At 62.2% G+C, this 13591-nt stretch carries 14 protein-coding genes; all 14 read left to right on the top strand.

Features of this window, described 5'->3' with window-relative positions; genetic code table 11:
* Positions 1–158: 158 nt before the first annotated feature.
* The 14 genes from AC193Q_RS23300 to ureC all read left to right on the top strand — a co-directional run bounded on the left by AC193Q_RS23300 (position 159) and on the right by ureC (position 13569).
* Positions 159–947 (top strand): ABC transporter ATP-binding protein, encoded by a 789-nt coding sequence (locus tag AC193Q_RS23300; RefSeq protein WP_121183475.1) that lies wholly within the window; start codon positions 159–161, stop codon positions 945–947.
* Positions 944–1891, top strand: coding sequence for an ABC transporter substrate-binding protein (locus tag AC193Q_RS23295; RefSeq protein ID WP_483878839.1), 948 nt, complete (start codon positions 944–946; stop codon positions 1889–1891). Before AC193Q_RS23300 ends, AC193Q_RS23295 begins: the two co-directional genes overlap by 4 nt.
* A complete protein-coding gene (locus AC193Q_RS23290) occupies positions 1888–2898 on the top strand; it encodes an iron ABC transporter permease (protein WP_121183471.1) in 1011 nt (336 codons plus the stop codon). The genes AC193Q_RS23295 and AC193Q_RS23290 overlap by 4 nt, the downstream gene beginning before the upstream one ends.
* Before the next feature lie 315 nt (positions 2899–3213).
* Complete coding sequence (gene urtA, locus AC193Q_RS23285; protein ID WP_027613564.1) at positions 3214–4479, top strand: urea ABC transporter substrate-binding protein; 1266 nt, start codon at positions 3214–3216, stop codon at positions 4477–4479.
* Positions 4480–4715: 236 nt separating this feature from the next.
* Positions 4716–6218, top strand: coding sequence for an urea ABC transporter permease subunit UrtB (gene urtB / locus AC193Q_RS23280; RefSeq protein ID WP_483878838.1), 1503 nt, complete (start codon positions 4716–4718; stop codon positions 6216–6218).
* Positions 6218–7297 (top strand): urea ABC transporter permease subunit UrtC, encoded by a 1080-nt coding sequence (gene urtC / locus AC193Q_RS23275; RefSeq protein WP_239778635.1) that lies wholly within the window; start codon positions 6218–6220, stop codon positions 7295–7297. Before urtB ends, urtC begins: the two co-directional genes overlap by 1 nt.
* Entirely contained in the window at positions 7294–8163 is an 870-nt protein-coding gene (gene urtD / locus AC193Q_RS23270; RefSeq protein WP_103368047.1) for an urea ABC transporter ATP-binding protein UrtD, read from the top strand. Before urtC ends, urtD begins: the two co-directional genes overlap by 4 nt.
* A 120-nt stretch (positions 8164–8283) precedes the next feature.
* Positions 8284–8982: an urea ABC transporter ATP-binding subunit UrtE gene (urtE, locus tag AC193Q_RS23265; protein ID WP_003221219.1), complete on the top strand. Its 699-nt coding sequence runs from the start codon at positions 8284–8286 to the stop codon at positions 8980–8982.
* Between the two features lie 30 nt (positions 8983–9012).
* A complete protein-coding gene (locus AC193Q_RS23260; RefSeq protein WP_483878837.1) occupies positions 9013–9852 on the top strand; it encodes an urease accessory protein UreD in 840 nt (279 codons plus the stop codon).
* A gap of 140 nt (positions 9853–9992) precedes the next feature.
* Entirely contained in the window at positions 9993–10295 is a 303-nt protein-coding gene (ureA, locus tag AC193Q_RS23255; RefSeq protein ID WP_003221215.1) for an urease subunit gamma, read from the top strand.
* Between the two features lie 9 nt (positions 10296–10304).
* Entirely contained in the window at positions 10305–10838 is a 534-nt protein-coding gene (locus AC193Q_RS23250) for a GNAT family N-acetyltransferase (RefSeq protein ID WP_047291020.1), read from the top strand.
* 6 nt (positions 10839–10844) lie between these two features.
* Entirely contained in the window at positions 10845–11381 is a 537-nt protein-coding gene (locus AC193Q_RS23245) for a GNAT family N-acetyltransferase (protein ID WP_047291019.1), read from the top strand.
* Entirely contained in the window at positions 11378–11686 is a 309-nt protein-coding gene (locus AC193Q_RS23240; protein WP_007966984.1) for an urease subunit beta, read from the top strand. The genes AC193Q_RS23245 and AC193Q_RS23240 overlap by 4 nt, the downstream gene beginning before the upstream one ends.
* A 182-nt stretch (positions 11687–11868) precedes the next feature.
* Positions 11869–13569, top strand: a complete 1701-nt coding sequence (gene ureC / locus AC193Q_RS23235) for an urease subunit alpha (RefSeq protein ID WP_483878836.1) — start codon at positions 11869–11871, stop codon at positions 13567–13569.
* Positions 13570–13591: the final 22 nt, after the last annotated feature.

Here is a 13591-nt window from a genome sequence, read left to right as displayed (position 1 = left end):
TCCTGTGGTGAGGGGATTTATCCCCGATCGGCGGCAGCCGTCGCAATCCGATGAATACAGTCTTCTGACAAATCGTGATTACAGGTTTTGGGACCGCTGCGCGGTCCATCGGGGATAAATCCCCTCACCACAAATGATCTAACGAATTCAGGAATTTGATGACCTCGCTAAATCTCGCCAACCTCGCCTGGACACCTCTGGGCCACGGCCACTGCCATCACCAGTTCCAGCTGCGTGATGCCTCGTTGCAGGTGGCCGCCGGTGAGTTTGTCGGGCTGATCGGCCCCAACGGCAGCGGCAAGACCAGCCTGCTGCGCTGCGCCTATCGCTTCAGCCAGCCGGAAAGCGGCGAGGTCAGACTCGATCATCACAACGTCTGGAAACAGTCCTCGCGCTGGTGCGCGAAACGCATCGCCGTGGTTCTGCAGGAATTCCCCGATGCCTTTGGCCTGACCGTCGAAGAAGTGGTCGCCATGGGCCGCACGCCACACAAAGGCCTGTTCGATGGCGACACGCTGGAAGATCGCAATCTGGCGACGCAAGCGCTCAAATCCGTCGGACTCGACGGCTTCGAAGACCATGCGTTCGCCACCCTGTCCGGCGGTGAGAAGCAGCGGGTAATCCTCGCCCGCGCCCTGACCCAGCAACCGCAACTGTTGATCCTCGACGAGCCGACCAACCACCTCGACCCGCGCTATCAGTTGGAACTGCTGCAACTGGTCAAGCGTTTGCAGATCGGCACGTTGGCGAGCATCCACGACCTGAACCTGGCCGCCGCGTTCTGCGACCGTTTGTATGTGATCAACCACGGTCGCATCGTCGCCAGCGGCACCCCGCAAGAAGTCCTGACCGTCGAACTGCTGCGTGACGTGTTCGGCGTCGAAGCATTGATTGATCCACACCCCCTCCACGGCTACCCGCGAATCACCTGGATAACCCGACCATGACTTTGCGCTCCCTGCTTTGCCTCGCTCTGCTGCTGGGCACCACCCACGCCTTCGCCGAGGCCACGAAGTACCCGCTGACGATCCAGAGCTGCAACCGCGAAGTGACCTTCAAGGAAGCACCGAAGCACGCGGTCAGTCACGACATCAACATGACCCAGATGATGCTCGCCCTCGGCCTCAAATCGAAGATGGCCGGCTACAGCGGCGTCAGTGGCTGGAAGTCGGTAACGCCTGAAATGCAGAGCCTGCTCGACGGCCTGCCGGAGCTGGCAGCCAAGTACCCGTCGGTGGAAACCCTGCTCAACGCCAACGTCGATTTCTTTTTCGCCGGCTGGGATTACGGCATGCGCGTCGGCGGCGATCTCACCCCGCAGACCCTGCAACCACTGGGCATCAACGTGTATGAGCTGACCGAGTCCTGCGCCTTCGTGATGAAGCGCCCGGCGGCGACGCTGGATGACACCTACAACGACCTGCGCAACCTCGGGAAGATTTTCGACGTACAGGATCGCGCCAACGCACTGATCGCCGACATGCAGAATCAGGTCGCCGAGATCCGTAAAGACCTGCCCGCCGACAAGCCGCGTGTGTTCCTCTACGACAGTGGCGAAGACCGCGCCATGACTTCCGGCCGACTCGGCATGCCGCAGGCGCTGATCGACGCGGCGGGTGGGCGCAACATTCTCGATGACGTCGAAGCGAGCTGGACCCGGGTCAACTGGGAGACCGTGGTCGAGCGTAATCCGCAGGTGATCGTGATCGTCGACTACAGCGAAATCACTGCCGAGCAGAAGATCGAATTTCTGCTGAACAACCCGGCGCTGCAATCGGTGGACGCGATCAAGAACCAGCGTTTCATCGTCATCCCTTACGTGCAGGCCACACCGGGGATCGATAACGTGCTGGCGGTGGAAACCCTGGCCAAAGGATTCCACGGCGAATGATCGACCGGCGCTACGCCCTGTTGCTCACCGCCCTCGGCGCCCTGTTGCTGGTGTCGTGCGTGGTCTCGCTCGGTTTTGGTCCGGCGCGGGTGCCGGTGGAGGTGGTGTGGCGGATTCTGCTGCACAAGGCCTTCGGTTTCGGCGAGGTGAGCTGGAGCGCCGGGCAGGAACACATTGTCTGGCTGATCCGTGTGCCGCGCATGTTGCTCGGCGCGTTGGTCGGTGCCGGGCTGGCGTTGATCGGCGCGGTGTTGCAAGCGGTGACGCGTAATCCTCTGGCCGATCCGCACCTGCTCGGCGTCACCTCTGGCGCGACCCTCGGCGCAGTGATCGTGGTGCTGCACATCGGAGAGATCGTCGGTTTGCTGACCTTGCCGATTGCCGCCTTCATCGGTGCATTGCTGAGCATGTTTCTGGTACTGGGCATTGCCAACCGTCAGGGTCGACTCGACAGCGATCGCTTGCTGCTGTGCGGCGTGGCGGTGTCGTTCGTGATGATGGCGATCGCCAACCTGCTGTTGTTCATGGGCGACCATCGCGCCAGTTCGGCGGTGATGTTCTGGATGCTCGGCGGCCTCGGCCTGGCGCGCTGGGAGCTGCTGACGATACCCGCGTTGAGCGTGTTGCTCGGCCTCGGCCTGCTGCTGGGCATGGCCCGCCCGTTGAATGCACTGATGGCTGGCGAGCAGACCGCCGTGACCCTCGGTCTGAACGCTCGGGCGGTGCGCTTGCGGGTGTTTGTGATCGCCTCGTTGATGACCGGGGTGCTGGTGTCGATCAGTGGCTCGATCGGCTTTGTCGGACTGATGGTGCCGCACATTGCCCGCCGTCTGGTGGGTGCTGAACATCGCCGTCTGCTGCCGGCCTGCGTACTGCTCGGCAGCCTGTTTCTGGTGTGGGTCGATGTGGCCGCGCGAACCCTGATCGCGCCGGAAGACTTGCCCATCGGCGTTGCCACCGCGGCCATCGGCGGCCTGTTCTTCATCGGCCTGATGCGCCGCCGCTGATCCAACACCGATCAAAAACTGTAGGAGCTGCCGCAGGCTGCGATCTCTTGATCTTGCTTTTGATCATTGAAAATCAAAGTCAAAAGATCGCAGCCTGCGGCAGCTCCTACAGGATCAGAGCGCGCCCTAATCTGGCGCACACGAGTGCACCGTGACACGTGACTCGTCCCTTCATGGTGCGCACTGCCCACGCGCAACCGCTCTAAACCGACATTTTCCTGTCCGATCCCGACCGGGCACAGCCCTTGCAAAACACCCTTCAGTCGTCCGCATCTGCCAACCATAAAAAACTTTAACGTTCATGGAGATCGCACAATGAAGCGTCGCAGTTTGATCAAGGCTTTCACACTCACGGCATCCATTGCCGCGATGGGCATGACCTGGACTGTCCAGGCCGCCGAGACCATCAAGGTGGGGATTCTGCATTCGTTGTCCGGGACCATGGCGATTTCCGAAACGTCGCTCAAGGACATGGCGCTGATGACCATCGACGAGATCAACGCCAAGGGCGGGGTGAACGGCAAGATGCTCGAACCGGTGGTGGTCGACCCGGCATCGAACTGGCCGCTGTTCGCCGAGAAAGGCCGGCAGTTGCTGACCCAGGACAAGGTCGCGGTGGTGTTCGGCTGCTGGACCTCGGTGTCGCGCAAATCGGTGCTGCCGGTGTTCGAAGAACTCAACGGCCTGCTGTTCTACCCGGTGCAATACGAAGGCGAAGAGATGTCGCCGAACGTGTTTTACACCGGCGCTGCGCCGAACCAGCAAGCGATCCCGGCCGTTGAATACCTGATGAGCGAAGAAGGTGGCAGCGCCAAGCGTTTCTTCCTGCTCGGCACCGACTACGTCTACCCGCGCACCACCAACAAGATCCTGCGCTCGTTCCTGCACTCCAAAGGCGTGGCCGACAAGGACATCGAAGAGGTCTACACCCCGTTCGGTCACAGCGACTATCAAACCATCGTCGCCAACATCAAGAAGTTCTCCGCCGGCGGCAAGACCGCTGTGATCTCGACGGTCAACGGCGACTCCAACGTGCCGTTCTACAAAGAGCTGGCCAACCAGGGGCTGAAGGCGACCGACGTACCGGTGGTGGCGTTCTCGGTGGGTGAAGAAGAACTGCGCGGCATCGACACCAAACCGCTGGTGGGCAACCTCGCGGCGTGGAACTACTTCGAGTCCGTGGAGAACCCGGTGAACAAGAAGTTCGTCGCTGACTGGAAGGCTTACGCGAAGAAACACAACCTGCCGGGCGCCGACAAAGCGGTGACCAACGACCCGATGGAAGCCACCTACGTCGGCATCCACATGTGGGCGCAAGCGGCGGAGAAAGCCAAGTCCACCGACGTCGACAAAGTCCGCGAAGCACTCGCCGGCCAGACCTTCGCCGCGCCGTCCGGTTACACCCTGACCATGGACAAGACCAATCACCACCTGCACAAACCAGTGATGATCGGCGAGATCCAGAACGATGGTCAGTTCAACGTCGTGTGGCAGACCGAAGGCCCGATCCGTGCGCAGCCGTGGAGTCCGTTTATCGATGGCAACGACAAGAAACCGGATTATGCGGTGAAGAGCAACTGAGCCATTGGGTGTCGGCCTCGCGCCTGGCGTGAGGCCGACTCGATTCCCCTGTGGGAACAATATTTCGTGGTGAGGGGATTCATCCCCGATGGGTCGCGAAGCGACCCCAAATGCTACAGGCGCGATGTACCGGTGAATCGCGGCGACTGTTTTTGCGACTGCTTCGCAGCCGATCGGGGATGAATCCCCTCGCCACAAAGCCAGCTCCCACAATGTCCGTGTCAAGGCGACTTACCATGCCCACCGCCCTTTACCGTCTCATCCTCGCCCTCGCACTGTTGGTGCCGATGGCCGGCCACGCCGGCGATGCCGAAGACTTCGTCGCCGCCAATCCCGTGCAACAGGCCAAACTGCTGGAAGCCTGGGCTGCGCAGCCCGAGCCGGCGCGTGTCGAGCTGATCAACGCCCTGCAGCAAGGCGAATTGACCCTCGACGGCCAAACCAAAACCCTGCGCCTGAACAATCGCCTGCGGGGTCTGATCGACACCGCTTTGGCCAGCCACCAATTGCTCGCCGCCGACGCCAAAACCCGTCTGACTGCCGCGCAGCAATTGCAGAAAAGCGCGAAACCCGCGCAGCTGAAATTCCTCGACCAGCAACTGGCTGGCGAAAAAGACGAAAGCGTCCACGCCGCCCTGAGCCTGGCCCTGGCCAACCTGCAACTGGTGGACAGTGACCCGGCGGTGCGTCTGGCCGCCGTACGCCTGCTCGGCGAAACCGGCGATCCGCTGGCCCGCACCCGCTTGGAAGGACTGCTCGAACCCGGCGTCGAAAGCGATGCCGGTGTACGTACCGCCGCCGAAACCAGCCTCGCGCAGGTCAAGCGCAAACTGCTGATCGGTGAAGTGTTGGGTCAAGCGTTCAGCGGCATGTCGCTCGGCTCGATTCTGCTGCTCGCGGCTCTCGGTCTGGCGATCACCTTCGGCCTGCTCGGGGTGATCAACATGGCCCACGGCGAGATGCTGATGCTCGGCGCCTACTCGACCTACGTGGTGCAGTTGCTGTTCCAGCGCTACGCGCCGCAGGCGATCGAGTTCTATCCGCTGATCGCGTTGCCGGTGGCGTTCTTCGTCACCGCAGCAATCGGCATGGCGCTGGAGCGCACAGTGATTCGTCACCTCTACGGCCGACCGCTGGAAACCCTGCTCGCCACCTGGGGCATCAGCCTGATGCTGATCCAGTTGGTGCGCCTGCTGTTCGGTGCGCAGAACGTTGAAGTGGCGAACCCGGCGTGGCTGTCCGGCGGCATTCAGGTGCTGCCGAATCTGGTGCTGCCGTACAACCGCATCGTGATCATCGCCTTCGCCTTGTTCGTGGTGGTGCTGACCTGGCTGCTGCTGAACAAGACCCGCCTCGGCCTCAATGTCCGCGCGGTCACGCAGAACCGCAACATGGCCGCCTGCTGCGGCGTGCCCACCGGGCGCGTCGACATGCTCGCCTTCGGCCTCGGTTCGGGTATCGCCGGCCTCGGTGGCGTGGCGCTGAGCCAGATCGGTAACGTCGGCCCGGACCTGGGCCAGAGCTACATCATCGACTCGTTCCTGGTGGTGGTGCTGGGCGGTGTCGGCCAACTCGCCGGCAGCGTACTGGCGGCGTTCGGCCTGGGCATCGCCAACAAGATTCTCGAACCGCAGATCGGTGCGGTGCTCGGCAAAATCCTGATCCTCGCGCTGATCATTCTGTTCATCCAGAAACGTCCGCAAGGCCTCTTCGCACTGAAAGGACGGGTGATCGACTGATGAACCAGCCTCTACTTGTCACGGCCACGCAAAAGGCCGGCCCGAAACTCACCCTCGCCATCGGCGCGCTGATCCTCGCGCTGTTGATCGCCCTGCCGTTGCTCTCGCTGTTGCCGGCGGACAGCGCGCTGCATGTCTCGGCCTACACCCTGACGCTGGTCGGCAAAATCCTCTGCTACGCCATCGTTGCTCTGGCGCTGGATCTGGTCTGGGGTTACGCCGGGCTGCTGTCGCTGGGCCACGGGCTGTTCTTCGCCCTCGGCGGTTATGCGATGGGCATGTACCTGATGCGCCAGGCCGCTGGTGACGGCTTGCCGGCGTTCATGACCTTTCTGTCATGGACCGAACTGCCGTGGTACTGGAGCGGCACCAGCAGTTTTATCTGGTCGATGTGTCTGGTGGTGCTGGCGCCGGGTCTGCTGGCGCTGGTGTTCGGTTTCTTTGCCTTCCGCTCGCGGATCAAGGGCGTGTATTTCTCGATCATGACCCAGGCCCTGACCTTCGCCGGCATGCTCCTGTTTTTCCGCAACGAGACCGGCTTCGGCGGTAACAACGGCTTCACCAATTTCCGCACGATTCTCGGCTTCGGCATCACTGAACCGGGTACCCGCGCGGTGCTGTTTCTGACCACCGTGCTGTTGCTGGTGGCAAGTCTGTTCATCGGCTGGCGTCTGGCGCAGAGCAAGTTCGGCCGGGTGCTGACCGCGCTGCGCGATGCGGAAAACCGCCTGATGTTCTGCGGCTACGACCCGCGCGGTTTCAAGCTGTTCGTCTGGGTCTTGAGCGCGGTGCTGTGCGGTCTGGCCGGGGCGTTGTACGTACCGCAAGTAGGGATCATCAACCCCAGCGAAATGTCGCCGACCAATTCGATCGAAGCGGCGGTGTGGGTCGCCCTCGGCGGTCGCGGCACGCTGATCGGGCCGCTGCTCGGCGCCGGTGTGGTCAACGGCATGAAGAGCTGGTTCACCGTGGCGTTCCCCGAATACTGGCTGTTCTTCCTCGGCGCGCTGTTCATCGTCGTGACGTTGTATTTGCCCAAAGGCGTGATCGGCCTGCTGAAGAAACGAGGTGAACAATGAGAGTCACAGCGAGTGCTGAATTCATGCTCGAACCGGCGTTTTTCCCCGTAGAACCGAACAAGGACGAAGGCACCAGCCGCGACTCGATCGGCCTCGGCCAACGCGTCGGCCCGGGCCTCGACACCCGCCACGGCACGATCCTGACCCTGGAAGACATCAGCGTCAGCTTTGACGGTTTTCGCGCCCTGAACAATCTGAACCTGTACATCGGCGTCGGCGAGTTGCGCTGCATCATCGGCCCCAACGGCGCGGGCAAGACCACGCTGATGGACGTGATCACCGGCAAGACCCGCCCCAGCCACGGCAAGGCCTGGTTCGGCGAAACCCTGGATCTGACGCAAATGAGCGAAGTGCAGATCGCCCAGGCCGGGATCGGCCGCAAGTTCCAGAAACCGACGGTGTTCGAAGCGCTGAGCGTATTCGAAAACTTGGAACTGGCGCAGAAAACCGACAAGTCGGTGTGGGCCAGCTTGCGCGCACGCCTGAGCGGCGAGCAGCGCGAGCGCATCAGCGAAGTGCTGGAAACCATTCGCCTGACCACCTCGGTCAATCGCCCGGCGGGCTTGCTCTCTCACGGCCAGAAGCAGTTTCTGGAGATCGGCATGCTGCTGATGCAAGACCCGCAACTGCTGCTGCTCGACGAACCGGTGGCGGGCATGACCGATGCCGAAACCGAATTTACCGCCGAGCTGTTCAAGTCGCTGGCCGGCAAGCATTCGCTGATGGTGGTGGAGCATGACATGGGCTTCGTCGGCTCGATTGCCGACCACGTCACGGTGCTGCATCAGGGCAGCGTGCTGGCGGAAGGGTCGCTGGAGCAGGTGCAGGAAAACGAGCGGGTGATCGAGGTCTACCTCGGCCGCTGATGATCCATCCCCTGTAGGAGCTGCCGAAGGCTGCGATCTTTTGATCTTGATCTTAAAAACAAGATCAAAAGATCGCAGCCTTCGGCAGCTCCTACACAGGGATTTGAGGAGATTTTGAGAATGCTGCAAGTCGACAAACTGCACCAATACTACGGCGGTAGCCACATCCTGCGCGGCCTGAGCTTTGACGTGAACGTCGGCGAAGTCACCTGCCTGCTCGGGCGCAACGGCGTGGGCAAGACCACCCTGCTCAAATGCCTGATGGGCCTGTTGCCGGCCAAGGAAGGCGTGGTGAACTGGGAGGGCAAGGCAATCACCACACTCAAGCCGCACCAGCGCGTGCACGCCGGGATCGCCTATGTGCCACAGGGCCGGGAAATCTTCGGCCGGCTCACGGTGGAAGAGAATCTGCTGATGGGTTTGTCGCGGTTTCCCGGCAGTGAAGCGAAGGAAGTCCCAAGTTTCATCTACGAATTGTTCCCGGTGCTGCTACAAATGAAGCAGCGCCGCGGCGGCGACCTGTCCGGCGGTCAGCAACAGCAGCTCGCTATCGGTCGCGCCCTGGCCAGTCGTCCGCGTTTGCTGATCCTCGACGAACCTACCGAAGGCATCCAGCCCTCGGTGATCAAGGAGATCGGCGCGGTGATCAAGAAGCTCGCGGCGCGGGGCGACATGGCCATTTTGCTGGTGGAGCAGTTCTACGATTTCGCTGCGGAGTTGGCCGATCAATACCTGGTGATGTCCCGGGGCGAGATCGTGCAACAGGGTCGCGGCGAAAATATGGAGGCCGAGGGTGTACGAGGTCTGGTAACAATTTAATCTGTAGCTTCCTAACGATAATCACAAACCATGAACTTACCGCTTCCCACTGCCCTGTTTACCCCAAGCTGGCACGCCGAGCTGGAACTGGCCTACGCCCGCTTCGGTGACGGCACGCGCCCGGTCAAGCGCCGGCATCTGGGGCCGCTGCGGGTGCAGAAGCACCTGTACGCCGAAGGCCCCGAGGTCTGCCAACACATCATCGTCCATCCGCCGGGCGGGATCGCCGGCGGTGACCGGCTGAACATCAGCGCCCGCGTCGAACAGGACGCCTGGGCGCAGATCACCAGCCCCGGCGCCGCCAAATGGTATCGCGCGGCGGGGCCGGCGTATCAACAGCTCGATCTGCAAGTCGCGGCCGGCGCGACGCTGGAGTGGCTGCCGCAGGAAACCATCGTCTACAGCGCCGCTCAGGCTGAACTCACCACCTCGATCGAGCTTGAAGGCGATGCGCGGCTGTTCTACTGGGACGTGGTGGCACTGGGCCGACCGGCCAGTGGCGAGCGCTTCGACCTCGGACACTTTCAGGCGCATCTGGATATCCGCCGCGACGGGCGATTGCTGTGGCACGAGCGTCAGAGGATTACTGGCGGTGACGGTTTGCTGGATTCGCCCATCGGCCTGGATGGCCGTCCGGTGTTCGCCACATTGTTGGTCACTGGTGAGATTGATGCCGAGCTGCTGGAGCGCTGTCGTTCGCTGGGGCATGCCGTGCGCGGGGATTTGACCCAGTTGCCCGGCCTGTTGGTGGCTCGGTGTCTGGCGTCAGAAGCACTGCTCGCCCGTGCCTGGCTCATCGATTTATGGCGCTTGTTACGCCCGGCTCTGCTAGGCCGCGAGGCCCAGCCACCCAGAATCTGGAACACCTGAAATGCATTCCCCTGTAGGAGCTGCCGCAGGCTGCGATCTTTTGATCTTGCTGTAAAAAATCAACGTCAAAAGATCGCAGCCTTCGGCAGCTCCTACAGGGTGTACGACTTAACTTTCTTCTGCCGAGATTTGAAAAACAAATGGACCTGACCCCACGCGAAAAAGACAAGTTGCTGATCTTCACCGCCGGCCTCGTCGCCGAGCGCCGACTGGCCCGTGGTGTGAAGCTCAACTACCCGGAAGCGATGGCCTACATCTCCGCCGCGCTGCTCGAAGGCGCCCGTGACGGCCAGACCGTCGCCGAGCTGATGCACTACGGCACCACCCTGTTGAGCCGCGAGCAAGTGATGGAAGGCATTCCGGAAATGATCCCGGAGATCCAGGTCGAAGCGACGTTTCCCGACGGCACCAAACTGGTCACCGTCCACCAACCGATCGTTTGAGGACTCGCCATGACCTACACCATTCGCGATGCCCTGCACGCCGACCTGCCGGCGATCCGTGACATCTACAACGACGCGGTGCTCAACACCACGGCGATATGGAACGAATCGGCGGTCGACCTCGGCAACCGCCAGGCGTGGTTCAGCGCCCGTCAGGCCCAGGCCTACCCGATTCTGGTGATCGTCGACGCCGACAACGTGGTGCTCGGCTACGCTTCCTTTGGCGACTGGCGGCCGTTCGACGGTTTCCGTCACACCGTCGAGCACTCGGTCTACGTCCGTAGCGACCAGCGCGGCAATGGCCTTGGCCCGCAATTGATGAGCGTGCTGATCGAGCGGGCCAAAGCCTGCGACAAGCATGTGATGGTCGCCGCCATCGAAAGTGGCAATGCCGCTTCCATTCGTCTGCATGAACGCGCCGGTTTCAGCATCACCGGACAGATGCCGCAAGTCGGCACCAAGTTCGGCCGCTGGCTCGACCTGACCTTCATGCAACGGATCCTCAACCCTGGCGCGCAGCCCCCGGTCGCCAACAAGGAGTGACACGCGATGAACCCCGCCCAACTGCGACGCGTCAATGCGGAAAGTTTTGCGCACTATCGTCAGGGCCTGATTGATCTGCTGCTCGACGCCGTGGGTTATGGCGCCAGCGTCGGTTTCATGGCCGACCTCGATGCCGCGCAGGCCCGCGCCTATTTCGATGAAGTGCAGCAACAGGTGAACAAGGGCAGCGTGTTGCTCTGGGTGGTGGTCAAGGATGAAGAGGTGCAGGCCAGCGTGCAGTTGGGTCTGTGCCAGAAAGCCAACGGCCTCAATCGCGCCGAAGTGCAAAAACTGCTGGTGCGCGAACAGGCCCGGCGGCGTGGGCTCGGCCAGCAGTTGATGAATGCGCTGGAGCTCGAAGCGGCCAAACACAAGCGCGGCATGCTCTACCTCGACACCGAGGCCGGCTCGCCCGCCGAAGAGTTCTACAAGGCTCTGGGTTACACCCGTGCCGGTGAAATTCCCGATTACGCCTGCGACCCGCACGGCACGTACCGCCCGACCGCCCTCTACTACAAGATTCTGCAAGGAGCCCGGCCATGATTCCCGGCCAGTACCAGATCCAGCCCGGCGACATCGAACTGAATGTCGGCCGCCGCACCCTCAGCCTGAAAGTCGCCAACAGCGGCGACCGACCGATTCAGGTCGGTTCGCACTATCACTTTTTCGAAACCAACGATGCGCTGACCTTCGACCGCGCCGCCAGCCGTGGCATGCGCCTGAACATCCCCGCCGGCACCGCCGTGCGCTTCGAGCCGGGGCAAAGCCGCGAGGTCGAGCTGGTGGAGTACGCCGGGCATCGGCGGGTGTTCGGCTTTGCCGGGCGGGTCATGGGTGATCTCGACTGACGCTGATTCACCTGTGGTGAGGGGACTTATCTGTGGTGAGGGGATTCATCCCCGATCGACCGCGCAGCGGTCGCCAACGGCCGCCTGCCCCACCACAAAATCACTTTTGCTGAATGGCGGGTGCTTCGCACCCGATCGGGGATGAATCCCCTCGCCACAATAAATTTGTGCAAGGAATTCGGATGAAAATTTCAAGACAAGCTTACGCCGACATGTTCGGCCCCACCGTCGGCGACAGGGTGCGCCTGGCGGACACCGAGTTGTGGATCGAGGTCGAAAAGGACTTCACCACCTACGGCGAAGAAGTGAAGTTCGGCGGCGGCAAAGTCATCCGTGACGGCCAGGGCCAGAGCCAGTTGCTCGCCGCCGAAGTGGTCGACACGCTGATCACCAATGCGCTGATCATCGACCACTGGGGCATCGTCAAAGCCGACGTCGGTCTCAAGGACGGGCGCATCGCTGCTATCGGCAAGGCCGGTAACCCGGACGTACAACCGAACGTGACCATCGCCATCGGCGCCAGCACCGAAGTGATCGCCGGTGAAGGCATGATCCTCACTGCCGGCGGCATCGACACGCACATCCACTTCATCTGCCCGCAGCAGATCGAAGAAGCGCTGATGAGCGGCGTCACCACCATGATCGGCGGCGGCACGGGGCCGGCGACCGGTACCAACGCCACCACCTGCACCTCCGGCCCGTGGCACCTGGCGCGCATGCTTCAGGCCGCCGACGCGTTCCCGATGAACATCGGCCTCACCGGCAAGGGCAACGCCAGCCTGCCGGAGCCGCTGATCGAGCAGGTCAAGGCTGGCGCCATCGGCCTCAAGCTGCACGAAGACTGGGGCACCACCCCGGCGAGCATCGACAATTGTCTGAGCGTCGCCGACCAGTACGACGTACAAGTGGCGATCCACACCGACACCCTCAACGAGTCCGGTTTCGTCGAAACCACCTTGGGCGCGTTCAAGGGCCGCACCATCCACACCTATCACACCGAAGGTGCCGGTGGCGGCCATGCACCGGACATCATCAAGGCCTGCGGTTTCCCTAACGTGCTACCGAGCTCGACCAACCCGACCCGGCCGTTCACCCGCAACACCATCGACGAACACCTCGACATGTTGATGGTCTGCCACCACCTCGACCCGAGCATCGCCGAAGACGTGGCGTTCGCCGAAAGCCGCATCCGCCGCGAGACGATTGCCGCCGAAGACATCCTCCACGACCTCGGCGCGTTCTCGATGATCAGTTCCGACAGCCAGGCTATGGGCCGTGTCGGCGAAGTCATCACGCGCACCTGGCAGACCGCCGACAAGATGAAAAAGCAGCGCGGCCCGCTGCCCCAGGACGGCGCAGGCAACGACAACTTCCGCGCCAAGCGCTACATCGCCAAATACACGATCAACCCGGCGATCACCCACGGCATCAGCCATGAGGTGGGCTCGGTGGAGGTCGGCAAATGGGCCGACCTGGTGCTCTGGCGCCCGGCGTTCTTCGGCGTAAAACCGACGCTGATCCTCAAGGGCGGTGCCATTGCCGCCAGTCTGATGGGCGACGCCAACGCGTCGATCCCAACTCCGCAGCCGGTGCACTACCGCCCGATGTTCGCCAGCTACGGCGGCTCGCTGCACGCCACCAGCCTGACGTTCATCAGCCAGGCGGCGCAGGAATCGGGACTGCCCGACGCGTTGGGTTTGAAGAAGAAAATCGCCGTGGTCAAAGGCTGCCGCGATGTGCAGAAAACCGACCTGATCCACAACGATTACCTGCCGAACATCGACGTCGATCCACAGACCTATCAGGTCAAGGCCGACGGTGTGCTGCTGTGGTGTGAACCGGCGGAAACCTTGCCGATGGCTCAGCGTTACTTCCTGTTCTGACACACGGCAAAAGGCCCCCGAC

Source organism: Pseudomonas sp. F2 (assembly GCF_057174385.1).
Note: the sequence above shows the minus strand (reverse complement) of the source record. Positions and strands in the feature narration are given on the sequence as shown.

Excerpts from the sequence above, each read along its gene's own strand:
- AC193Q_RS23290 (WP_121183471.1), top strand. The coding sequence starts at position 1,888 with ATGATCGACCGGCGCTACGCCCTGTTGCTCACCGCCCTCGGCGCCCTG.
- urtD (WP_103368047.1), top strand. The coding sequence starts at position 7,294 with ATGAGAGTCACAGCGAGTGCTGAATTCATGCTCGAACCGGCGTTTTTC.
- AC193Q_RS23260 (WP_483878837.1), top strand. The coding sequence starts at position 9,013 with ATGAACTTACCGCTTCCCACTGCCCTGTTTACCCCAAGCTGGCACGCC.
- urtA (WP_027613564.1), top strand. The coding sequence starts at position 3,214 with ATGAAGCGTCGCAGTTTGATCAAGGCTTTCACACTCACGGCATCCATT.
- AC193Q_RS23245 (WP_047291019.1), top strand. The coding sequence starts at position 10,845 with ATGAACCCCGCCCAACTGCGACGCGTCAATGCGGAAAGTTTTGCGCAC.
- urtB (WP_483878838.1), top strand. The coding sequence starts at position 4,716 with ATGCCCACCGCCCTTTACCGTCTCATCCTCGCCCTCGCACTGTTGGTG.
- AC193Q_RS23295 (WP_483878839.1), top strand. The coding sequence starts at position 944 with ATGACTTTGCGCTCCCTGCTTTGCCTCGCTCTGCTGCTGGGCACCACC.
- AC193Q_RS23250 (WP_047291020.1), top strand. The coding sequence starts at position 10,305 with ATGACCTACACCATTCGCGATGCCCTGCACGCCGACCTGCCGGCGATC.
- AC193Q_RS23300 (WP_121183475.1), top strand. The coding sequence starts at position 159 with ATGACCTCGCTAAATCTCGCCAACCTCGCCTGGACACCTCTGGGCCAC.
- ureC (WP_483878836.1), top strand. The coding sequence starts at position 11,869 with ATGAAAATTTCAAGACAAGCTTACGCCGACATGTTCGGCCCCACCGTC.
- urtC (WP_239778635.1), top strand. The coding sequence starts at position 6,218 with ATGAACCAGCCTCTACTTGTCACGGCCACGCAAAAGGCCGGCCCGAAA.
- urtE (WP_003221219.1), top strand. The coding sequence starts at position 8,284 with ATGCTGCAAGTCGACAAACTGCACCAATACTACGGCGGTAGCCACATC.
- ureA (WP_003221215.1), top strand. The coding sequence starts at position 9,993 with ATGGACCTGACCCCACGCGAAAAAGACAAGTTGCTGATCTTCACCGCC.
- AC193Q_RS23240 (WP_007966984.1), top strand. The coding sequence starts at position 11,378 with ATGATTCCCGGCCAGTACCAGATCCAGCCCGGCGACATCGAACTGAAT.